Source organism: Alteromonas sp. H39 (assembly GCF_047556435.1).
Taxonomy (GTDB): Bacteria; Pseudomonadota; Gammaproteobacteria; order Enterobacterales; family Alteromonadaceae; genus Alteromonas.
The window spans coordinates 2,794,373-2,814,894 of the sequence record NZ_CP180210.1; the positions used below are offsets into that span (position 1 = coordinate 2,794,373).

General features: G+C 48.9%; 23 protein-coding genes. 4 read left to right on the top strand and 19 right to left on the bottom strand.

Annotated features, from left to right (window positions below):
* Positions 1-17 precede the first annotated feature (17 nt).
* From ACLBLI_RS12235 to fadR, 4 genes are all read right to left on the bottom strand, one after another.
* A complete protein-coding gene (locus tag ACLBLI_RS12235) occupies positions 18-605 on the bottom strand; it encodes a hypothetical protein (protein WP_414827885.1) in 588 nt (195 codons plus the stop codon).
* Positions 606-679: 74 nt separating this feature from the next.
* A complete protein-coding gene (locus ACLBLI_RS12240) occupies positions 680-1,039 on the bottom strand; it encodes a phasin-related domain-containing protein (protein WP_218311405.1) in 360 nt (119 codons plus the stop codon).
* An 85-nt stretch (positions 1,040-1,124) separates the two neighbouring features.
* Complete coding sequence (locus ACLBLI_RS12245) at positions 1,125-1,514, bottom strand: VOC family protein (protein WP_414827886.1); 390 nt, start codon at positions 1,512-1,514, stop codon at positions 1,125-1,127.
* Between the two features lie 250 nt (positions 1,515-1,764).
* On the bottom strand, positions 1,765-2,475 hold the full coding sequence (fadR, locus tag ACLBLI_RS12250; RefSeq protein ID WP_414827887.1) for a fatty acid metabolism transcriptional regulator FadR: 711 nt from the start codon (positions 2,473-2,475) through the stop codon (positions 1,765-1,767).
* A 399-nt stretch (positions 2,476-2,874) separates the two neighbouring features.
* Between fadR and ACLBLI_RS12255 the strand changes: the two genes are divergently transcribed.
* Entirely contained in the window at positions 2,875-3,093 is a 219-nt protein-coding gene (locus ACLBLI_RS12255; RefSeq protein ID WP_414827888.1) for a DUF2945 domain-containing protein, read from the top strand.
* 230 nt (positions 3,094-3,323) lie between these two features.
* On the opposite strand, the gene ACLBLI_RS12260 is transcribed toward ACLBLI_RS12255, so the two are convergent.
* The 3 genes from ACLBLI_RS12260 to ACLBLI_RS12270 form a co-directional block, all read right to left on the bottom strand.
* On the bottom strand, positions 3,324-3,923 hold the full coding sequence (locus ACLBLI_RS12260) for a class I SAM-dependent methyltransferase (RefSeq protein ID WP_414827889.1): 600 nt from the start codon (positions 3,921-3,923) through the stop codon (positions 3,324-3,326).
* A gap of 73 nt (positions 3,924-3,996) precedes the next feature.
* A complete protein-coding gene (locus ACLBLI_RS12265) occupies positions 3,997-4,542 on the bottom strand; it encodes a TlpA family protein disulfide reductase (protein WP_414827890.1) in 546 nt (181 codons plus the stop codon).
* 152 nt (positions 4,543-4,694) lie between these two features.
* The gene (locus tag ACLBLI_RS12270; protein WP_414827891.1) at positions 4,695-5,156 is read right to left on the bottom strand and encodes a GNAT family N-acetyltransferase; all 462 of its coding nucleotides are present in this window, start codon (positions 5,154-5,156) and stop codon (positions 4,695-4,697) included.
* Positions 5,157-5,844: 688 nt separating this feature from the next.
* On the opposite strand from ACLBLI_RS12270, the gene nhaB reads away from it, so the two are divergent.
* Genes nhaB through ACLBLI_RS12285 form a run of 3 tightly spaced genes read left to right on the top strand, consistent with a single transcriptional unit; the run spans position 5,845 to position 8,514 of the window.
* A complete protein-coding gene (gene nhaB / locus ACLBLI_RS12275; RefSeq protein WP_414827892.1) occupies positions 5,845-7,434 on the top strand; it encodes a sodium/proton antiporter NhaB in 1,590 nt (529 codons plus the stop codon).
* Between the two features lie 10 nt (positions 7,435-7,444).
* Positions 7,445-7,969 carry a disulfide bond formation protein DsbB gene (dsbB, locus tag ACLBLI_RS12280; protein WP_414827893.1) on the top strand — a complete coding sequence of 175 codons (525 nt, stop codon included), beginning with the start codon at positions 7,445-7,447 and terminating at the stop codon, positions 7,967-7,969.
* Positions 7,966-8,514, top strand: coding sequence for a GNAT family N-acetyltransferase (locus ACLBLI_RS12285; RefSeq protein WP_414827894.1), 549 nt, complete (start codon positions 7,966-7,968; stop codon positions 8,512-8,514). The genes dsbB and ACLBLI_RS12285 overlap by 4 nt, the downstream gene beginning before the upstream one ends.
* Before the next feature lie 53 nt (positions 8,515-8,567).
* On the opposite strand, the gene ACLBLI_RS12290 is transcribed toward ACLBLI_RS12285, so the two are convergent.
* The 12 genes from ACLBLI_RS12290 to ACLBLI_RS12345 all read right to left on the bottom strand — a co-directional run bounded on the left by ACLBLI_RS12290 (position 8,568) and on the right by ACLBLI_RS12345 (position 20,447).
* The gene (locus ACLBLI_RS12290; protein WP_414827895.1) at positions 8,568-9,062 is read right to left on the bottom strand and encodes a YcgN family cysteine cluster protein; all 495 of its coding nucleotides are present in this window, start codon (positions 9,060-9,062) and stop codon (positions 8,568-8,570) included.
* The gene (locus ACLBLI_RS12295) at positions 9,059-9,724 is read right to left on the bottom strand and encodes a fumarylacetoacetate hydrolase family protein (protein WP_414827896.1); all 666 of its coding nucleotides are present in this window, start codon (positions 9,722-9,724) and stop codon (positions 9,059-9,061) included. Before ACLBLI_RS12295 ends, ACLBLI_RS12290 begins: the two co-directional genes overlap by 4 nt.
* A gap of 2 nt (positions 9,725-9,726) precedes the next feature.
* A complete protein-coding gene (locus ACLBLI_RS12300; protein ID WP_414827897.1) occupies positions 9,727-10,719 on the bottom strand; it encodes a lytic murein transglycosylase in 993 nt (330 codons plus the stop codon).
* On the bottom strand, positions 10,712-11,014 hold the full coding sequence (locus ACLBLI_RS12305; RefSeq protein WP_414827898.1) for a YcgL domain-containing protein: 303 nt from the start codon (positions 11,012-11,014) through the stop codon (positions 10,712-10,714). Before ACLBLI_RS12305 ends, ACLBLI_RS12300 begins: the two co-directional genes overlap by 8 nt.
* A gap of 19 nt (positions 11,015-11,033) precedes the next feature.
* Complete coding sequence (gene rnd / locus ACLBLI_RS12310) at positions 11,034-12,191, bottom strand: ribonuclease D (protein ID WP_414827899.1); 1,158 nt, start codon at positions 12,189-12,191, stop codon at positions 11,034-11,036.
* 60 nt (positions 12,192-12,251) lie between these two features.
* A complete protein-coding gene (gene fadD / locus ACLBLI_RS12315; RefSeq protein ID WP_414827900.1) occupies positions 12,252-13,904 on the bottom strand; it encodes a long-chain-fatty-acid--CoA ligase FadD in 1,653 nt (550 codons plus the stop codon).
* 127 nt (positions 13,905-14,031) lie between these two features.
* The gene (locus tag ACLBLI_RS12320) at positions 14,032-14,871 is read right to left on the bottom strand and encodes an alpha/beta fold hydrolase (RefSeq protein ID WP_414827901.1); all 840 of its coding nucleotides are present in this window, start codon (positions 14,869-14,871) and stop codon (positions 14,032-14,034) included.
* A gap of 59 nt (positions 14,872-14,930) precedes the next feature.
* A complete protein-coding gene (locus ACLBLI_RS12325; RefSeq protein WP_414827902.1) occupies positions 14,931-15,611 on the bottom strand; it encodes a Slp family lipoprotein in 681 nt (226 codons plus the stop codon).
* A gap of 364 nt (positions 15,612-15,975) precedes the next feature.
* Entirely contained in the window at positions 15,976-16,293 is a 318-nt protein-coding gene (locus ACLBLI_RS12330; protein WP_414827903.1) for a hypothetical protein, read from the bottom strand.
* Between the two features lie 133 nt (positions 16,294-16,426).
* Entirely contained in the window at positions 16,427-17,116 is a 690-nt protein-coding gene (gene tsaB / locus ACLBLI_RS12335) for a tRNA (adenosine(37)-N6)-threonylcarbamoyltransferase complex dimerization subunit type 1 TsaB (protein WP_414827904.1), read from the bottom strand.
* Positions 17,117-17,119: 3 nt separating this feature from the next.
* Positions 17,120-19,045, bottom strand: a complete 1,926-nt coding sequence (locus ACLBLI_RS12340) for an ATP-dependent DNA helicase (RefSeq protein WP_414827905.1) — start codon at positions 19,043-19,045, stop codon at positions 17,120-17,122.
* A gap of 85 nt (positions 19,046-19,130) precedes the next feature.
* Positions 19,131-20,447, bottom strand: coding sequence for an alpha-amylase family glycosyl hydrolase (locus tag ACLBLI_RS12345; RefSeq protein WP_414827906.1), 1,317 nt, complete (start codon positions 20,445-20,447; stop codon positions 19,131-19,133).
* Between the last annotated feature and the right edge of the window lie 75 nt (positions 20,448-20,522).

Genomic DNA, 20,522 nt, shown 5'->3' on the forward strand with positions numbered 1-20,522 from the left:
TGAAAACAGGCCCTTTATTACTCTTCTTTTGTTGATTTCGCTGCGCTGTTTGCGCCCGAGCTCTTCGCTGGCGAGGATTTCTTAGCCGCAGAGGAGCCGCTTCGGGTAGTACGCTTCGGCGTCGATTTTGACGCTGCGCCTGCACTTGATGAAGTCTTCGCTGAGGTCTTCGTTGCCGTCGACGTCTTGCGCCGGGCAGACGTACGCTTTGGCTTCGCCGCCGGTTTTTCTTCTGCTTTCTTTTCAGCAGCCTGTTTGGCTGCAAGCAGTGCAACCTGTTCTATCAGCAAGTCGACCTTGGCAGACAGAACGTCAATCTGCTGTTCACGCTTGTTGTGTCGGTTATCAGAACTAAACAGGGAAAATACGGGATTTGCCATTACCAGCTCCTGAAAAGACGAAAACATGTGTGACGGGGAAAGCTGAGTTTTAATTTGCTTGTCCATCACCTCACCGCGTGCCTGAAGTTCTTCAAATAACGCATGCGTTTCATCAATACGTTTATTTACCGTATCAGTTACCTGTGAAAGCTGGGCTGCCATCATATCGCTTCCCGCTTCCAGCCAACCAAATAACGGGGAACCTGAACGTTTACTCGTTGCCATCGTTACCTCCCTAAGTGCGTCACTACGCGCAGGCAATCAAAATAGAAAGGGCCGCTACACGGCCCTGACTGCGATTACTTGCTGGCTGCCAGCTTCGCTACAGCTTCAGTCAAAGCGTCGACCTTCGCTGATAATTCTTCAATTTTCTGGTCTGAATGATCAACATCCAGCCCAAGCTTTTTACGAACATCAGCGACACGACTCTCAACATCGTTAGTCGTTGACTTAAACTTGTTACGTGCGTCATCTTCAAGGGTTTCACCTTTAGAGACCAGCTCGTCAAACATTTTGCTCGCTTCTTCGCTTAGCTTGTCATAACGACCCTGCGCTTCTTCAACGCTTTTTCCGTAAGCGCCTAAACCAGCAAGCCACACTTTACGTGCAAAATCTTCGGCTTCATTAATTTTTGATTTGATAGTTTCTTTGTTACTCATAACAGCTCTCCTCACAGGGATGATTAAGTTGATATGTGCACAATACGCGCGTCAATTAGAAACCGCATACTAAAAACAAAAAAAGTTACTGAAGTGAATGCAACCCCACCATATTCCCTTCGGTATCCTCAATGAGCGAAATGAAACCGTACTCGCCAATTGACATCTTACTGCGCTGAATCCGTCCGCCCGCTTTCTCTACCCGGCTTTCTTCTACTGCACAATCCTCACACGAGAAATACACTATTGTACTATTCGATCCTGCAGGAAAACCGTCCACACAAACCAGTGCACCAGAAGCGCCGTGTTGTTCCATGTCAGAAGGAAATGCATACATCGTAAGAGAAGACTCTTTGTCTTCGGTAGGGTCAAGCAATGAGGTCAGCGTAACCTGAAGAACGCTCTCGTAAAATGATTTCGCTCTGGTGATATCATCGACATAGATTTCAAACCAGACTATTGGGTTGTGGTCCATCTTCACGCTCCTGTTATTGGTGTCCTAATGGGCATAACCAGCCAGAGAAAGTTGAACACGAAGAAATGCGCCCTACCGAATCAGCAATATTACCTTATGCTGTACGGTGGGCATCAGCCTGTTGGAGTGAAATGGCAAGTCGTTACCCAATGATTGTCAGTTGTGGCGTACTTATACGCTACCACAAAGGTATAGCACATCGGTGGAATAACAGGTGTAAAAAAAGCCGCGTCATGCGGCTTTTTTTGAATTAGTCGACCAAATCCTTTGGCATACTTTCCCGTACCTGCTGCCAGACTTTGCCACTTTCTATCCCATACTTTCTGACAACCTGAGGAACCTCATCGTGATCACCCTTTTCCGCAATGTCCAGCAATTCCTGATAGAACTCACGCGCTACTCTGCGCGCACTCTCATGAGAGAAGAAGTATCCACCAATGCGTGAATACAATCCGCGGAAGCCGTTCATCATTAATACAAACACGTTATTATTGGACGCCAGCGCCAGGTCATGGTTCATCTGGTAGTCAAACTGCGCAAATGCCATACCGTCTTCCTCTACTTCTTTATAACGTGCAATAATTTCTGCAGAGGCTTCCGGATTGTTTCTGATTGCGCCACGGATAAAGACTGCGCTTAAATTCGTACGGGCGGCAAGAAGATTATCGACCAGCTCAGGAATGCCCTCCTGATCCAATCTTGCGAGTGTCTCAAGAATATTCAGGCCACAGGTTTCCCAGAAGTTATTCACCTTGGTAGGTTTACCGTGCTGGATAGTCAGCCAGCCGTCACGAGCCAGACGCTGCAGTACCTCACGCAAGGTTGTGCGCGTCACCCCAATCAGCTCAGAAAGTTCTCTTTCTGCGGGAAGAATGGTGCCAGGCGGAAATCTGCCGCTCCAAATAGATTCAACGATGTATTCTTCTGCGAATCCAGCTGGACTCTGTGCCTTATAAATCATAACTTGCTCGCCTGCACGTTCTTGTTATTTTGCAACTGATTGTACCAGATGGTTGCCCATTAACAATCAATTAATGTTTGTTCTTGTATAATGTCATTCAAATCGGGATTTTGTGTCTTGTCAGACTGAAATCAACCCCTGAGAGTAAAAAAGCGGTATCGTTGCGGTCGTACATGTACGGATTGCCAACAGCCAGCGATACTCCTACTTTGGGCAATTTTCAGCCATTCCCGTCATTGTATCAGGGCTGCACAATGACGTTGGCTGAAAACCTGCATTTTACGGCTTCAGCACATCAGCCTGAAAACATCGACGTGAGATAAGCGTCACTGCCCGTGTCTGATCTTCCACCTGAATTAACACGTTTATCAATTATCACTATCTGTTTATAAAACACTTATGAAGCATTTCGCGATTAACACAGAAGTCGAATGGAAATGGGGCAACGGTACGGCAACAGGGAAGATCCGTAAAAAGTACACGAGCCAGGTATCAAAAACCTTGCAAGGTGCAGATGTATCGCGTGATGCATCAGATGACGATCCCGCCTATCTCATCGAACAGGACGACGGCAGTGAGGTGCTGAAGTCTCACAGCGAAATCTCTAAGGCGTCGTAGCCAGGTGTTGTTGTAATCTTCGTTATGAAGATCTTTCAATTCGGGCCTCTGACACTGTTCATTCGCACTTAAAACTGATTACGGCACTATTTTGGCTTTCTTAAGAGAATCTGCCAGCGACCGGAAGATGGCACCGCGTATACGATAGGTTGATTTGATAGCGGCCACCTTTACGCACCTTGCGCCCCCTGAATATGTTTCTGCGCTCTCGTGTGATAGCGCAGTGACGCTTAACTTTTCTGTGCAATCAGAAAAGTGTGAAGCTCAGGGTATTGATCAAATTCCAGGTGCTTGCAGATGCACCCTGCCGCTTTTACGACGTCGAGGAAGCCGGTAGTTCCCAAAGAGGAATAGCTAATGGTAGGCCCCATCGCATTATTTTGATGCTCGCCTGGCTCATCAGTGCCACCGAAGGAAAAAATGAAGATTCCACCAGATACCAGGCCAGACATCAGTTTATGTAAAACCGGAGCCTGCTGCGCAAGAGGCAAATGCCAGAGGCTGTCCCAGCCGGTTATAAAATGGTATTGCTTTGGCAGTTGCCAGGTACAGATATCAGCATGATAAAACGGAATGTCAGGGTGTCTTTCTTTCGCCAGTTGCAGCATTTTTGCGGAGATATCGATGCCTTCTGGGGCGTAACCTTGTTCCAGCAACAGAGATATGAACCTCCCCGTGCGACCGCAACCGACATCCAGCGCCGCGCCTTTCCCTTTCGCAAATTTCAGCGCAAGCTGATGTTGCCTGATACCGTTATTCATATTGAAACGGTCCTCTGCCCAGCGGTCTGTGATAGTGTCGTAGGCCCTGCCAGTTTCTTCAGGCTTCATCGTGCTACACCGCTCGTACGCAATGCAGACGGGATAATTTCTCTGGTCAGGTTCGGCATCTGAAAATCACCATTTAGTTCTCCTCGCGCATCGCGTCCTGCAAAGACTGATTATCTACCAGCACCCGTTTCCATTGCGCCACAGTTTTGATGTTGTAATTATTTTCAGCCAAAAGCCCATCTGCATCCACCTTAATCAAGTACGGTAATGCCTTCACACCATTTGCAAACTCACGTTGATGAAGTGGCTGAGCGCCGTCCACGGCTTGCCATACGACGCCGGTATATCCGGTTTGCTTCAGCATTAACGATACCGCCTCGGTATCTTCATCCAGTGCCATTGCGACCAGGTTCACGGCAAGTGGCTGCTGCTGGCGAACCGACTCAATATTTTTTAGCGCGCCGTAGCAAGGGGAGCACCAGGACGCAAAAAAATAAATAACGGTTTCTTTTCCTTCTAGTGAAGACATTGAAACGGACTCTCCGGAAAGCAGTTGCACATCAATATGCCTCAACGGCTTTCCTATTGCCTCTTGTGCTTCACGAACTTTTTGTTCGTAAGAAGAGGCGTGAGACAGCGCACTAAAACAGAGGCTTGCCAGAACTATCCATGCTTTCATTAGTTTCTCCTTAACTCTTTTTACGGCTACGTTTCGTTTTATATAACCGGCTTACAACGCGATGGCTGAGAGGGTAACGTCTTCAGATAATTCCCAGCTTATATTCCGTTGATAACAGTGCGCTGATCCCGGGTTAGTGCAACCACTGTTCTCTACAATGCCAGCCTGAAAAAACAACTATATGGATCAAGCCGATAATCACCAAAGGGGCCACACTCATCAAAGCCAAAACGTTTGTAGAGTGCAATTGCCGGGTGAAATGCCTCATGCGTCCCGGTTTCCAGACTAATGCTTGCGTAGTTTCTCTTTCTGGCTTCATCAATGATCATGGTTAAAATGCTACCCGCAATTCCCTGCCGTATATACCCGGGATCCGTTTTCATCGATTTAACTTCTCCGGAATCATCGGAATAGTGTTTGAGCGCGCCACAGCCAACCACCTTAATGTCGCTTCTCGCCGACCAGAAGGACAGCGAGGGGTGTCTCAGTTGTTCAGGCGTAATTGCATGGATACTCTCGGCAGGAGAATATTTCCGCATATCAGCCAAATGCTGATTCAGCAACTGGGCTACACCAGCGTCCGTGAGGTTGTCCCGTCCGATAGTAACTGTCAATGCGTTTCCCTCTTTCCTGTTTTTTAATCTCAGACCATGCTGGTTTTTTCTTGTCAGACTACCTGAGTCACTGTCTGCGAGAAAAGCGTTTCAGGCCGAAGTGCCTTTGGTGTTGTCGTCAGCTATGACTTTATTACATCATCAGCGTTCAAAATCCAACATCCAGGGATGTTTCGTGAACCACAGATTATCATCGTAGACATCAGCCTGCGCGGCTATAAAATCAGCTTACAAAGCAATCCCCAGCGGCTTCTGGTTATCGTCTGTAGTTAACGCCCTGTCTTCTGGCTCATGCAACCAGCTTTTTGGGCACGGGTTACCCGCCGCGATGTAACCTTTGCGCCGGATCTCAGCACAATGGTACACCTGCGCGTTTATTTTGTGGCTTTCAGACGATTGCCGATAAAATACGCTAAAGCGGGGTATTTCGGCTGTCCGGTGGATGTGAGTATCAGCAAACAATTATGCATGTCGTGCGTTTGCCGGAAATACAGGCTTCCAGAAGGATTAGCCTAGGGTTCTGCTTTCTCAGATGGGCATTTTCATGTACGCTCTAGCGGATAACGCCCGAAGTTTAAAAATCGCTATAAATCGATAACTTGGCGTTCTCACTTGTTACGCTAAGTGACTATAACAACCACAAGACATAACACATAGTCTACTTCGAAGTAGAAGGAACAGGAACCCGATGCAGACCTCTTTGACCGCTGCTGTTTATCAGAATTTTCTAGGCCACGCTCCCGACTGGTACAAAAAAACCATCATTGCCTTTCTCATAGTCAACCCAATGCTGTTTATGGTTGACCCTTATCTTGCAGGATGGACGCTGGTTATCCAGTTCATTTTCACGCTGGCGATGGCATTGAAATGTTATCCGCTGCAACCGGGTGGCTTGTTGTTAATAGAAGCCATGTTCATCGGCATGACCTCACCAAACCACATGATGCACGAGATTGAAGTTAATCTGGAAGTATTGCTGCTGCTGGTGTTTATGGTGGCTGGCATTTACTTCATGAAAGATCTGCTGTTGTTCCTGTTTACCAAGCTGGTTATTAAAGTAAAAAACAAGATGATTCTGTCACTCTCGTTTATTTTTGCCTCTGCCTTTTTATCTGCGTTTCTTGATGCGCTGACCGTGGTAGCGGTAATCATCGCGGTTGGGCTTGGCTTTTACTCTATTTATCACAAGGTTGCCTCAGGCAAGGAGTTTCATTCAGATCATGATCATGACCACACCAGCGACCAGGGCGTGCAGGATATGGGACGTGATGATTTGGAAAATTTTCGTGCCTTCCTGCGAAACCTGATGATGCATTCAGCAGTAGGAACCGCGCTAGGTGGCGTTATGACGATGGTCGGAGAACCGCAAAACCTGATCATTGCCGACAAAGCGGGATGGAATTTCATCGAGTTCTTTGTGCGTATGTCTCCGGTCACCATTCCTGTCTTTTTTGCTGGCCTGGCTACAACGATCTTATTGGAAAAAACAAAACTTTTCGGTTACGGCGCACAATTACCTGGCAACGTTCGAAAAATTCTGGTCGACTACAACACACACATGAATGACGCCCGAACCCGTCGCGACACGGCGAAACTGGGAGTACAGGCGCTTATAGGGGTTTGGTTGATTGTCGGCCTGGCACTGCACATGGCCTCAGTCGGGCTAATTGGGTTGTCGGTTATCATTCTTGCCACCTCTATGAGTGGCGTCATTGAAGAGCATGCACTGGGTAAGGCGTTTGAAGAAGCATTGCCCTTTACCGCACTGCTATGCGTATTCTTTGGCGTGGTAGCCGTCATTATCGATCAAGGCTTGTTTCAGCCCGTTATTCACTGGGTATTAAGCTATGAAGGCGAAACACAGATGGTATTGTTTTACCTGGCCAATGGGGTGCTATCAATGGTTAGTGATAACGTGTTTGTAGGATCGGTATATATTACCGAAGTTACCGCAGCACTGAATGATGGGCAAATTACCCGTGACCAGTATGACATGCTGGCTGTAGCCATCAATACCGGCACCAACCTGCCAAGTGTAGCGACACCGAATGGTCAGGCTGCATTCCTGTTTTTGTTAACGTCAGCAATTGCACCACTGCTGCGTCTCTCTTATGGTCGCATGGTGGTGATGGCACTGCCCTACACCATCGTACTGACGATAGTGGGCCTGCTTGCCACCTATTTAGGGCTGGCCGACATTACTGAATGGTTGTACGAGATGCACTGGATAGAGCATCACAGCGCCACCCAAACGTTGAGCAATGCCACTGAGCACTGAGGATCCAAAAATGAATGTAGTACGCGCGATAAGTCGTTGGGCAGAGCATAAGTCGTCCTGGTTTGTGCTATTCGCTACGGCAATGGGGCTGGAAATTGCGGCACTGTACTTTCAGTACGGCATGGGGCTTGAACCTTGTATTATGTGTATTTATCAGCGTACCGCCATGTACGGGATTGTTTTATCCGGCTTGCTCGTGTTAGTCATAAACAACGGCCTGACCAGACTATTGGGCTTTGCTGGCTGGGCGGTTTCGGCAGGCTGGGGATATCTACTCGCCTCTGAGCATCTGGAAATTCTGAATGCGAAAAATCCGTTCTTTGCCAGTTGTGGAATTGTGCCAAACTTTCCGCAGTGGTTGCAGCTTCACGAATGGCTGCCTGCCGTTTTTGCAGCCAAGGGGGATTGCATGGAAGACAGCTGGCAGTTTATGTCTATGGGCATGGCAGAATGGATGCAAATCCTGTTTGCTGCCTACTTTATTGTTTTTGTCATCGTATTCGCCTGTCGTTTGCTGGATAAGAAACCCTTTTGATTGATCTCAGCATCCTGCCGGCGCGACTGCCACCAATACGCACAGAGCAGGGCCCTATCAATATCGAGCGAATTGGAGCGAAACACACGGAAAGTCTGTGCGAGGCAGGACAGGCATCGGCACAGCATGTAAAACCCTGGTTGGGTGCATCGTTGTGCCCGGTCACCCTTGCTGCCACGAAACACTGTATTGAGGCATTGGAAAAGAGCCGCCACGCAAACTATGGCATCACTTATCTGATGCTTAAAGACAACAAATGCCTGGGCATGGGGATCATCAATTACCTCCATCCACTGCACTTAACAGCGAACCTTGGATACTGGATACGACCCGATGCGTGTGGGCAAGGATTGGCTGTGGCCTTGTGTCAAAGCCTTATCAAACTTGCCTTTTCACAAATGAATCTGCATCGTCTTGAGTGCTTTATTGAACCCAATAACAAAGCCAGTCTGCGGGTAGTTCATAAGCTAGGTGCAGAAAAAGAAGGGTTGTGCCGCAAGCGGATTTTTGGACGTGACGCCCTGCTATACAGTATCACTGCCTGATACGAGTGACGTTAAATGCCGTGCAGACACGATGCCTGCACGGCCGGTTTCTGCTAATCAATATCTTCCAGCGGCCAGATTGCGATGTAGTCTTCAAACTCGTTTAAGTCTACATCACATTCAAATACTGTTTTGTTGCGCACTGACATGCCTTTTTGATGCATGACGTGCTTTTTGCCTTTGTTCAACAGCGGATGCCAGGAAGGTAAGCCCCGCCCTTCGTGAAGACGCCGATACGCACAGCTTGGCGGCATGAAAAAGATATCTTTAAGGTTATCTTTGGTCAGTTTTACACAGTCAGGCACGAGCTCGGTACGGCGCTCGTACTGCGAACATTCACAGCTTTTCGTATTAAGCAGGGAACAAACTATGTTGGTGTAATGCACCTGTTCTTCGGCATTGATGGTATCGGTAGGCGCGGCCTCTTCAACTTCATCATCTTCGATAAACTTGTGCAGGCAGCATTTTGCACAGCCATCGCATAACGACTCCCACTCTGCCTGGGTCATTTCGGACAGTGACTTACTCTCCCAAAAACGTTCACTCATTTTCCTGCTACCGTTGTCGATACAGACACGTGCCCGTCCAGCGCGGCAGTAAGCTCGTCTCCGGGCTTCAGTGCTTCAACACCTTTGGGGGTGCCGGTAATGATGATATCCCCCGCGTCCAGTGTAAACACCTGTGACATATGAGACAGTAAATCCGCAACCTTATGCAGCATCAGCGCCGTATGACCCGACTGGCGCTGCTGCCCGTTTACCGTCAGAGAGAAGGTAAGATCCTGCAAATCGGCAATTTGTGATGCCGGCACAAAGCCCGACACCGGGCAACTAAAGTCAAAAGACTTGCAACGCTCCCACGGTAACCCTTTCTCTTTAAGATCGCGCTGTAATTCACGTAACGTGAAATCCAATGCCAGCCCTACTCCCCAAATTGCTTTAATGGCCTCTTCCTGGTCAGCTTTGCATAACGGGTGCTTTAACAATACTGCGACTTCAAGCTCATTCTGGCACTCCCCTTTATCCAGCGGGATAACCAAAGGCTGAGACATATCACACAGTGCCGCTTTGGGTTTCATGAATAACAGGGGCTCGTCCGGCACCGCTGAACGCATCTCATCAATATGATCAAGATAGTTTCGCCCTACACACACCACTTTTCCTACTGGCAGGTCGATCGGATTTCCCAGATTATCCTGGTGCAGGTACATAATTAATAGCCTCGCTTAATTCTGTCAGAAAGGTATCCCACGGAAACCCCAAAGTAGGAAGAACGATTCCATTTCATGAGTGTATGGAAATTATTGTAGACCAGATATATACGACCATCCGGGCCATCAGGCATTATCAACGATGCGTTGATGTCAACATTCGGCAACGCGCTGCCGTTATAACGGCGAACGCCAAGCTGCTGCCACGCGTCGAGGCTCTGATAATGGTTTTTACTCAGGCCCGCCTGGTTGAGAGCGTCATTCTGCCGAACTTTGACCTGCCTGCCCCATGTATGGTCACCCTGCCACCCCTCCGAGGAAAGAAAATGGGCAATGGACGCAAACACATCGGCGGGCGTGCCCCAGATATCCTTTTTTCCATCTTGGTCGTAGTCCACAGCATAGGTGAGAAAAGACGTGGGCATAAACTGGCTTTGTCCCATCGCGCCTGCCCAAGAACCTTTGAAGTCGGCAAGGGCGATATGTCCCTCTGCCAATATCGTCAGCGCCGCCATAAACTGCTTTTTAAACAAGGCCTCACGGCGCCCCTCATAGGCTAACGAGGAAAGCGCGGAAAGCACATCAAAGCTGCCCTGGATCCTGCCAAAATTAGATTCATTACCCCATAAAGCCACAATAAACCGTGGCTGCACGCCGTATTTCGCGCCAATCTCTTTCAACAGCGCTTGGTGTTCGTTCATTTTCTCAACGGCTTGTTTTACTTTCCAGTCTGGTACCCGGGTTGCAAGATAATCATCCAATGTAATTTTTCGCTCGGGCTGGTTCTTATCAGACTTAACCACGGTAGGTCTGAAGGAGATCCCTGCAAAGGCGTCATCCAGCAACGACGGTGAAAACCCGGAGGCTGCCGCTTCCTGCCTCAGCGAAGTCAAATATTCTGCAAATCCTGCTTCCGATTTATCCTGTGCCAATGACGCTGGTGAAAAAATCAAGGCCATGCAAAGCCCGGTAATTAGTCGTGCCACCTTACCCATTTTTTTTATCATCCGGTCTGGCAGGAAGTCCCATCGCGACTCTGTGCGATTCCAGTAAATTTTCTTCCTTTGGCGGCATTTGCAGGTAGTACCCTTGCTCAGTCAATGCAGCTATCAGTTTTTGCTTTTCCACACTGCCAAGATGCTCCCGCTTGTCCAGCGGCAACATCATCACCAGCTCAGGATGCCCAAACTGTTTCATCAACGCGTCTGGCACCTCGTCGAAGTCATCTTTTTTAGGCACATAAAGGAACATGCCCGACTTTTTCTTCGTTTTGTAAACTGCACACAACATAGAAAGGTCCTGTCAGGTTTTAGTTTGTAGGGGGCTCACCAAGAATCCGGTGAATACCCGATTTAAACAAAGGCGCGCGCCAGCCCACAAGCAAATCGGGCAATAGCCCCTGCGCACGGGTTTCGCATAAATCGAACCACCACCATTTTAGCAACTGATTGAGTTGTTTTTTAGACGCCAGCACATCGGGAGTCACACCATTCTCCACTGCGATTTTAGACGTCATATCTTTCAGTGCCGATAATGTTTTCTTGTATTCGGGGACATCAATTAAGCGTTTAATAACTAACGGGTGCTCGGCATCAGGCATAGCGTCGAATTCATCCAGCGCATCGCAGACGATATTAACGACGACCTCAGCATAACGACGAAGAGTGGGCGGACTTATCCCCTGAATGCGGTTCAGCGCGCTGCGACTGGTGGGTAGTTTTTGCGCAACATCAAACAGGTGATTCTCTTTAAAAACGAAGTTCAGCGCCAGGTCTTTCTCTCTGGCTTTTGCCAGCCGCCATGCTGCCAGGCCTTTAAGCACATACAGCTGCTGAGAAGACAATCGCCAGTTATTCTTAATGCCGAGATAAGCATACTCCAGCGGCATATCTGCGCGCTTTTTCGCTGCCAATCCCTCGACTTCTTCTAGCACCCACTGACGCTTACCTCTGTCGATAATCATGTTATTTAATTGCTGATAAGCAGGCAAAAGGTACAGCACATCATTTGCCGCATACACCAGCTGGCTGGCACTTAAGGGGCGGGCCAACCAGTCGGTACGCGACTCGCCCTTATCGAGTACTTCCGAGCACAGTTCTTCCACCAGCTTGGCATAACCTAAGGTTGGACCTAACCCAAGAATACTGGCTGCAATTTGTGTATCGAAAACAGGCGATGGAATAACGCCAAAAAAGCTTAAAAACGTTTCCAGATCTTCCGAACAGGAATGCAACACCTTAGTCACACCCGGATTTTCCAGTAAGTGGATAAAGGGTTCAAAGTCGCTGATGGCCAGCGGGTCGATAAGCACCAGTTGATGACCGTCGAAAAGCTGAATCAGCCCCAGATGCGGTGTCAGTGTGCGGGTTCTGACAAATTCAGTATCCAGTGCCACAGCCTGATGGCGTTGCGCGCGGGCACAGACCTCAGCGAGATCTTCATTTGATGTGATCAGTACATAGTCCATAATACAAAAACAGCCGGCGTAAAGGCCGGCTGCTGAAACTCTCCTGGGTTAGCGTTCGCCTTAGTCCCGTAGCTCGCGACGTAAAATTTTACCCACATTGGTTTTAGGTAATTCTTCTTTAAATACCACATGCTTAGGTACTTTATAGCCTGTCAGGTGCGAGCGACAGTGTGTAATAACGGCTTCTTCCGTCAGTCCGTCGTGTTTGCGAACCACGAACAGCTTGACTACTTCCCCGCTGACTTCATGGGGAACCCCTACCGCCGCGGCTTCTACTACGTCATCGTGCATAGCCGCAACTTCTTCAATCTCATTCGGGAAGACATTAAAGCCTGAAACCAGGATCATATCTTTTTTACGGTCAACAATATAGAAATAACCTTGATCATCGACGGTAGCGATGTCACCGGTAGCAAGCCAGCCATCCTTAAGTATCTCATTCGTGGCTTCATCGCGGTTATAGTAGCCCTTCATTACCTGTGGGCCTTTTACCCACATCTCGCCTGGTTCCCCTTTAGGCACTTCGTTACCGTCGTCATCCAGTAAGCGAATGTCGGTAGACGGTAACGGCATACCAATAGCCCCTTTGTACGCTTCGATCTGAGGCGGATTCACCGTCACCACGGGCGAGCACTCTGTCAGCCCGTAACCCTCAAGCAAAACAGTACCAGTGACTTTCTGCCACTTTTCAGCAACCGGACGCTGTACAGCCATACCGCCGCCTAATCCAAACTTGAAGTTTGAGAAGTCGAGTTCATCGAATCCTGGTGTGTTAAGTAATCCATTAAACAACGTATTTACACCAGGTAATATGGTGAAAGGATACTTGCTTAATTCATTCACAAAAGCAGGCATGTCGCGCGGGTTAGTGATAAGCAAATTCCGACAGCCGTATTTCACAAACAGCAGGCAGTTCGCCAGCAATGCAAAGATGTGATAGAGCGGCAGTGCCGTTACCACGAAGTCCTCGCCAGGTTCGATAACCGTTTCCAGAATACCCGATACCTGTTCCAGGTTTGCCACCATATTTCGGTGCGTCAGCATGGCACCTTTTGAGACACCGGTTGTTCCGCCGGTATATTGCAAAAACGCCAGCTCATCACTACTCACATCAGGTCTGGAGTACTTCAGATTTTCGCCTTTTTTAATTGCTGACATAAAAGCGGTGGTATCGGGCAGAGAATAAGAAGGCACCATCTTTTTCACGTATTTCAAGACGAAATTGACAATCCAGCGCTTAGGCGCCGGTAGCATGTCGCCGAGTGACGTTAATAATATCTGCTCAAGCTTGGTCTCTTCCCGCACTTTTTCTAATGTGCATGCAAAATTTTCAACAATAACGATGGCCTTGGCGTTGGCATCATTGAGTTGGTGCTTTAACTCTCTCGCTGTATAAAGAGGGTTTACATTCACCACCACCATACCCGCACGCAAAATGCCAAACATCGCCACTGGATACTGCAACAGGTTGGGCATCATGATGGCAACGGCGTCACCGCGCTTAAGTCCTGTATTTTGAAGGTAGGCGGCAAATTGAGCAGACAACGCATCCAACTCCGCAAATGTCATCGTCTGGCCCATGTTGATGTAGGCCACTTTGTCGCTATACTTTTTTACGGACTGTTCGAAGATGTCCAGAATAGAGCTGTAGCGGTCCGGATCTATCTCCGCTGAAACGCGAGGGTTGTAATGCTCAAGCCAGGTTTTATCCACCAAAGCCTCCTTCCGTTATTATTATATTACCCGGGAACACGTATTGCCTGAGGCGTCGCATTCTCGTTAACTGGTCTGATATCTTGCGAATAGTATAGGATGCGTTAAAGAAAATAAACTTTGCAGTTTACAACTGGTCAACAAATTCCCGAATTACCGGCCCGATTTCGTCCGGTTTTTCCATATGAACATGGTGTCCACCGTCAAACGCCGCGCACCGGCTTTGCTTAAACCACTGTTTTCGCTGAGAATAAACCTCTTCGACCTGCTTAAAGCTAGTTTTTGCACTGGTAAATAACACCGGACAGTCTATCTGACGCATAATATTTTCCGCCTGTCCTTCGGTTAACCTGACTGTAGAGCGCGTTCGTAATCGCGGGTCGCTGGACCAGAAACAATGACCGCTGGCGTCCTGAGTGAGATTTCTTTGTAAGATTTTGCGGGCGTCTTCCGAACGCGTATCCGTTACCATACAGCGCGCTTCTACCGCTTTATCCAAATCGACGGTGCGCAGCCGGTTGCGGCTTTTTTCATAGCGGCTGAGCACAGATTCCCGCATTTGTTTTGCGGTGGTATCTTCCGGTTTCGTCAGCGGTCCACAGGAGTCCAGACTAATTACCCCTTTGACTTGCTCTGGAAACAGCCCCGCATATAGCGTGCACAAAATGCCTCCCAAGGAGTGCCCGAGTAGCGTGACGTTACTCCACTGATTCTGAGCGAGAATAGCGAACAAATCCTGAAGGTAGTCGACCTGATTATAATGCGCAGCCAGAGGGCGGTGAGACGACTTACCGTGACCGGCAAGATCTAAGATGATGAAACGATAATCGTCAAGATAGGGGGCTAGCGGACGTAAACTCTCCGCGTTATCGAGAAAACCGTGCAGGCCGATGATAACATCGCCCTGCACCTGATTATCCAGCCCGGCAATTACCGTGCTGCCAACGTGGAACTCTATTTCTTTCATGCCTGTCATGTCCTTATTTGGCGGATAAATATTGCCGCCAGACAGGCAAAAATTTACCGCTATTGTTCGATTGTCTTCCGGTTGTTCTGTCTACCCACAGGAGTTGTATTGTGATTACTGCTGCGAGTTGGAGAGTAATTTCTGTTTGGCCGGTTTATCGGCGATTTAGGCGCCGCATTTCCGCGCTCGATCACTCTTATACGGGAGTTATAAAAACCCCAGCCTGGACGATAATACGGGTAGAAAAACGGCGAGTACCACCCGGTTCGGTAATTAAAATACAATCCCGATACATCGTACGTACTTTCCTTGCGCCACAGATGATAATCCATACCCTGGATTGTAGGGTACATGTACGGCTGCTCACCTACCATTCCTGATGTCGGCGCGATCAGATTTCCAACGAAAGTAACTGTTCTACCTTCTTCAAACACAATCGGATCGACAAATCCGTCAATCATAACCTTAAATCGGCCAACCGTTTCAGCGGAAGTATTAGGTTTGCCGTAATTATTCAGCGGAAAATGGACGATTTCAACGTAGGTTTTTTGTGGCTTATTTTCCACACCAACGATGATCCCTCCCCACCGGGCTGTTTCACCGACCATCTCATTGCCTGTCGTCACCGCACGCGAATAACTCACGAGCTGCGTGCCCTCTTCTACCTCAATGGCATCGGGTACAATTGCACAACTTGTCAGGGTCAGCACGCTTAGTAACCCAAGTATTCTCAGTAACATACACTATTTCCAAATTGACTTATGGCATATTGCCTACAGTATCTCATCTTTGCCTGAACAAAAGCTGAATCCGGCGGCATGTGTTGGCCTGCGTATTTTCTTGCGCACCGTCTTGAAACGTGAAGCCATTCTGCTTACCGGACATTCTTAGTACTGGTATCAGGACAGACTCGTTCACCGTCCATACAACTTACACTATCACTGTTGCTGTGAAAACAATGTGTCAGTCTGTAACCGGCAGACAATCTGACAAAAGCGACAGGTAAGTGAGACGGATGGAAACCGGAATTGCAGCCCAGTGGCTAAATAAAAGCAATTATTGATATTCAGGCGGGGAGCGTAAAATTAATTAAATATTCTCCGCTCAGGCGTAAATGTCCACACCAAACATTTCACGGACATTATCGCGCTGATCTGCTTTCGCTAGCGCATTGTAGGTGGCGATGGCAGAGCGCGACTGGGTATTGCTCTCCTCTCTGATGAACTGTTGGTATTGTTCCGCCTGTTCGTAATCTTTATCAGAGCTGGGGGCTTTAACAATTTGCTGCTGACTGTTTTTCGTTTGTTGCTGTTTATCCGGCTCAGGCTGTACTTTTTCAATGACAGACTCAACCGCAGACGCATTGGGTCTGTTCTGCAGCTGATCAGCAGAATTAATTGAAAATGACGTATTGATAATCATGTCTTTACTATAGCAACAAAACTTCCGGTTTTCTCATCGCGATGACAGGCGCGTAGTATACGTAATTAGTCAGGATCGCTGTCACGTCTACGGTTGTTGTAAGCCTGTAGTACCTGCAAAATTCTCGCCAAATCTACTCTCTGCCCGGCAACTTCTTCCAGGTCACTTTATCTCGTAAGTATACAGGCTCTACATCTACTGCCGCGACCGCTTCATTGCGCAAAAATGTCATCTTCGCTAAAGGCAACATTGCCTCAGCTGCAGGATACAGTACGCTGACTTGCGCTTTTTCGTTCGCAGTAAAGTCTGAAAGCACCTCATAAGCCGCCCACCCGGTTCCCGCCAGTGCAGCGTCGCTTTCAGTGCAATGGCTGTACGCTTCTTCAGGCGGGCATACTTTCTCGCCCACATCGGGGTCGAGGCCTTCAGGTGTGACCCGATAAGAAGCAAAATACACTTCTGCCATTCGCGCATCAATTGCAGTATATATCATTGTGGCTCCACTGGCCTTTGCCGCCTCCCAGGCCATAGCAGCAAGGGTGCTGACACCAACGACAGGTAAACCGGAGCCTAACGCCAGCCCCTGAATCATGCCGGTGGCAATGCGCACGCCGGTGAAGCTTCCGGGACCACGTCCATAAGCCAGGCAATCGAGTTCACCGAGCTCTAATCCAGCTTCTTTCAATACTTCATCAACCATGGGTAACAGCTTTTGACTATGCTGCTGTGGGCATACTTCAAACCTGCTATACACCTTATCGCCATCCTGCAGGGCGACGGAACACGCTTCTGTAGCGGTGTCTATGGCTAAAATTCGGGTCATCGTTTACTGCTCATTGTCATCAATGGTGGAAAGGAAAGATTCTACCTCGTCGAGGCTGCGGGTGCGACGCATATCCGGCAGACTCGCCAGAAAGGTCTGGGCGTAATGCCGCGTGACCAGGCGATTATCGCAAATCACCAACACCCCCTTGTCAGACGGGTCGCGGATAAGACGCCCGGCCCCCTGCTTGAGGGTAATGACAGCCTGCGGGATCTGGATCACGGCAAACGGGTTAGCACCGCGCTTTTTCACGTCTTCAATGCGCGCCTGCAGCAACGGGTCGTCAGGCGAAGCAAACGGAAGCTTATCGATCATCACACACACTAAATCATTCCCGCGTACGTCCACCCCTTCCCAGAACGCGCCAGTTCCCAGCAACACGGCATTTCGATCAGCAAGATAGGCGTCCAGCAATGCCTGTTTGGTGGTGGTTCCCTGCACCAGCAGCGGGTTATCTACCTCGTGCTCAAGCTTTTCTGCAATCAGTTTGAGCATTGCATGACTGGTAAACAATAAAAAGCAGCGTCCCTTACTGGCTTTGATCAAGCGTTTAGCGGTATCGAGTAAGGTGTTGCGCATGTCAAAACTGTTTGGCTCCGGCAGATGACGCGGCACACACAGCATGGCTTGCTTCTGATAATCGAAGGGGCTGTCCAGCCCAAGCGTTTTTGCATCTTCAAGACCCATTCTGCGCTGAAAATGTTCGAAGCCACCATTTACCATCAGTGTCGCGGAGGTGAAGATCCACCCGCGCGGTGGTGATGAGACAAAGTGACGGAATTTCGCTGCTATGGATAACGGTGTTAAATGCATAATGAGGTGTCTGGGCGTCGTTTCATACCACAGGCTCACCCCGGTTTGCTGGTTGTCACTGAGCGCAGCAAGCGTTTCCCGTGCCTGCACAATTCGTTCGTACAGGTTGTCCAGATCTTTATCGCGTCCTATGTGCAACTTACAGACTTCGTGCAGCACCCCAAGAGACTCAGCCAGTTTACCGACCTCCGCCCGTACGTCCTCTCTGTCCAGCGCTTCAGCCCAGTTCCCACGCTGTGGATTTTCCGGGAACAGCAACCGTAAATCCGAGGCAATCATGCGACATTTGTCTGCCGCTTTGTCCAGTTGCTCTGCATCTTTAAGTACGGTTCTGTATATCAGCGTCACATCTTTCGCTAAATCGTGAAGCTGGCGCGTGGAAATGGATTCACCAAAATAATCGCTGGCGATATCCGGGATCTGATGCGCCTCGTCAAAAATGATCGCGTCAGCTTCCGGTATCAGTTCACCAAATCCAGTATCTTTTAGCGCCATGTCGGCGAAAAACAAATGGTGATTCACCACGATGACGTCCGCATCCAGTGCTTTTCGCCTCGCCTTAACCAGATAACACTCTTCGTAATCGAGACAGTCTCTGCCCAGACAATTGTCCACAGTTGAGGTTACCAGCGGCAGCACCCGGGCATCTTCAGGGAGGGCCTTCAACTCGCCCATATCGCCGGTTTTCGTGGTCGTTGCCCACTGACGGACAATAGAAAGCTGTCCGAGTACGTCTTTGTCCACCAGCGTGGAGTTGCCACCATGCTGCGCTACCCGGTGCAAACAGAGGTAATTTGCCCGGCCTTTTAGTAACGCGGTTTTACGCCGGCTCGCCAGCGCTTTTTTCACCAGCGGTAAATCGCGGTGATAAAGCTGCTCCTGAAGGTTTTTGGTGCCGGTAGAGATAATCGCTTTACCTTCAGACAGCAACACAGGGCCGAGGTAGGCGAAGGTTTTACCCGTACCAGTACCGGCCTCGACAATCAGGCTATGTTCATTGTCTATTGCAGACTTTACTGCTTTAGCCATGTCGGTTTGCGCCTGTCTCGGCACAAATCCGGGAATGGCTTTCGCAAGTTCACCGTCTGCAGAAAAGAGTGTCGACACCGACCCCATAACGACCTTCTTCGCGTTGAAAAACCGGCATTATGCCAAAACTCTTCAGGTAAATCTGAGAAAATCGACATTTCCCGGCGAAAGATCAGCCCGGATGATTAACAAACAACCGATAATCCCAGGGCGCGAGTGAGAGCCGGGTATCTGCATCCAACTGGCAGCGTTGTCCGCTAAAGAAATCGTCAAATTCTCCGTGATAAAGCCTTTCACTGAAGGTTACCTCTACTGCCTGGTCTCCCAGGTTTAGCACCACAAACACCATGTCACGGTTCTGCTGGCGAACGAAACTAAACACTTCCGGCTGCGCACTGTTTGGCACCTGGATCATGGTTGCACCGAAAGGGCCATTCCATAACGCCGGGATTTGCTTTTTCAAACTAATCAGGCGCGAGTAGAGGGTACCAATTTCGTGCGGTTGCCAAAGGATGGGATCGCGCTCAAAAAAAGCCAACCTCTTACTTTCTCCAGCTTCCTGGCCGTTATGGATCAGCGGCATACCCTCACCGATAACAGACAGCACGATTGCCGCTTCTAATGCTTCACCGAACTGTTCGTGTTGTGTGCCATCCCAGGCATTTTTATCGTGATTACTGACAAAGGTCATGCGATAAGCCTGGCGAGGCCAGGCGCGCTCGTTCCACGAGTAATACTTGCGCAATTTGTCGACCGAACATTTGCCATGCGCAATATCGTGCATCACTTCATTCCACGTCCAGGCATAGGTCATATTAAATGCCTGTTCATGCAGGTCACGGTCTTCCCACTCCGCTAACATGAACACAGGCTTAACCTTATCTAATGCCGCTCTGGCCTGGTGCCAGAAATCGTTGGGTACGTAACCTGCCACATCACAACGAAACCCGTCGATATCAAACTCGCTTACCCAGTAACACAATGCATCAATCATGTAGTCGCGTAATGCCGGGTTATCATAATCGAATTCAATGATGTCGTCCCAGTCCCACCATGGCGATGGCCGGAAGTCGCCTTTGTAGTCTCGGGCGTACCAGTCAGGGTGGCGTGTTACCAGCTCGTTATCCCAGGCACTGTGATTAGGTACCCAGTCGATAATCACTTTCATGCCTTTGTCGTGAATAGCGCGAATAAGTCTGCGCAGCGACTCGCTGTCACCGAACTCAGGATTAATGCCATAGTAATCTTTTACCGCGTACGGGCTACCCAGCTCGCCTTTGCGATGTTTTTCACCAATAGGATGAATCGGCATCAGCCAGATAATATCCGCACCCAACCCCTGAATATCGTCAAGCCCTTCCGTGACACCATCGAAATTACCCTTGTCACTAAACTGTCGGGTATTTACCTGATAAATTACGGAATCTTTCGACCAGTCTGGCTGCTGCAATATATACGGAGAATTTGGCGTGTGGCGGGGTGTAGGCATGACAGCTCCCGAAAATTTATTGAAGTGATATTAATACCTACTCACCTTAAATAACGTTCAGCCGCCCTTCAACTA

Bases quoted from the DNA above. Each gene is read 5' to 3' on its own strand.
- ACLBLI_RS12235 (WP_414827885.1), bottom strand. From the start codon at position 605: ATGGCAACGAGTAAACGTTCAGGTTCCCCGTTATTTGGTTGGCTGGAA.
- ACLBLI_RS12330 (WP_414827903.1), bottom strand. From the start codon at position 16,293: ATGATTATCAATACGTCATTTTCAATTAATTCTGCTGATCAGCTGCAG.
- ACLBLI_RS12290 (WP_414827895.1), bottom strand. From the start codon at position 9,062: ATGAGTGAACGTTTTTGGGAGAGTAAGTCACTGTCCGAAATGACCCAG.
- ACLBLI_RS12255 (WP_414827888.1), top strand. From the start codon at position 2,875: ATGAAGCATTTCGCGATTAACACAGAAGTCGAATGGAAATGGGGCAAC.
- ACLBLI_RS12305 (WP_414827898.1), bottom strand. From the start codon at position 11,014: ATGTTGTGTGCAGTTTACAAAACGAAGAAAAAGTCGGGCATGTTCCTT.
- ACLBLI_RS12260 (WP_414827889.1), bottom strand. From the start codon at position 3,923: ATGAAGCCTGAAGAAACTGGCAGGGCCTACGACACTATCACAGACCGC.
- ACLBLI_RS12325 (WP_414827902.1), bottom strand. From the start codon at position 15,611: ATGTTACTGAGAATACTTGGGTTACTAAGCGTGCTGACCCTGACAAGT.
- nhaB (WP_414827892.1), top strand. From the start codon at position 5,845: ATGCAGACCTCTTTGACCGCTGCTGTTTATCAGAATTTTCTAGGCCAC.
- ACLBLI_RS12240 (WP_218311405.1), bottom strand. From the start codon at position 1,039: ATGAGTAACAAAGAAACTATCAAATCAAAAATTAATGAAGCCGAAGAT.
- ACLBLI_RS12245 (WP_414827886.1), bottom strand. From the start codon at position 1,514: ATGGACCACAACCCAATAGTCTGGTTTGAAATCTATGTCGATGATATC.
- ACLBLI_RS12265 (WP_414827890.1), bottom strand. From the start codon at position 4,542: ATGAAAGCATGGATAGTTCTGGCAAGCCTCTGTTTTAGTGCGCTGTCT.
- ACLBLI_RS12295 (WP_414827896.1), bottom strand. From the start codon at position 9,724: ATGTACCTGCACCAGGATAATCTGGGAAATCCGATCGACCTGCCAGTA.
- dsbB (WP_414827893.1), top strand. From the start codon at position 7,445: ATGAATGTAGTACGCGCGATAAGTCGTTGGGCAGAGCATAAGTCGTCC.
- ACLBLI_RS12345 (WP_414827906.1), bottom strand. From the start codon at position 20,447: ATGCCTACACCCCGCCACACGCCAAATTCTCCGTATATATTGCAGCAG.
- fadR (WP_414827887.1), bottom strand. From the start codon at position 2,475: ATGATTTATAAGGCACAGAGTCCAGCTGGATTCGCAGAAGAATACATC.
- tsaB (WP_414827904.1), bottom strand. From the start codon at position 17,116: ATGACCCGAATTTTAGCCATAGACACCGCTACAGAAGCGTGTTCCGTC.
- rnd (WP_414827899.1), bottom strand. From the start codon at position 12,191: ATGGACTATGTACTGATCACATCAAATGAAGATCTCGCTGAGGTCTGT.
- ACLBLI_RS12300 (WP_414827897.1), bottom strand. From the start codon at position 10,719: ATGGGTAAGGTGGCACGACTAATTACCGGGCTTTGCATGGCCTTGATT.
- ACLBLI_RS12340 (WP_414827905.1), bottom strand. From the start codon at position 19,045: ATGGGGTCGGTGTCGACACTCTTTTCTGCAGACGGTGAACTTGCGAAA.
- ACLBLI_RS12320 (WP_414827901.1), bottom strand. From the start codon at position 14,871: ATGAAAGAAATAGAGTTCCACGTTGGCAGCACGGTAATTGCCGGGCTG.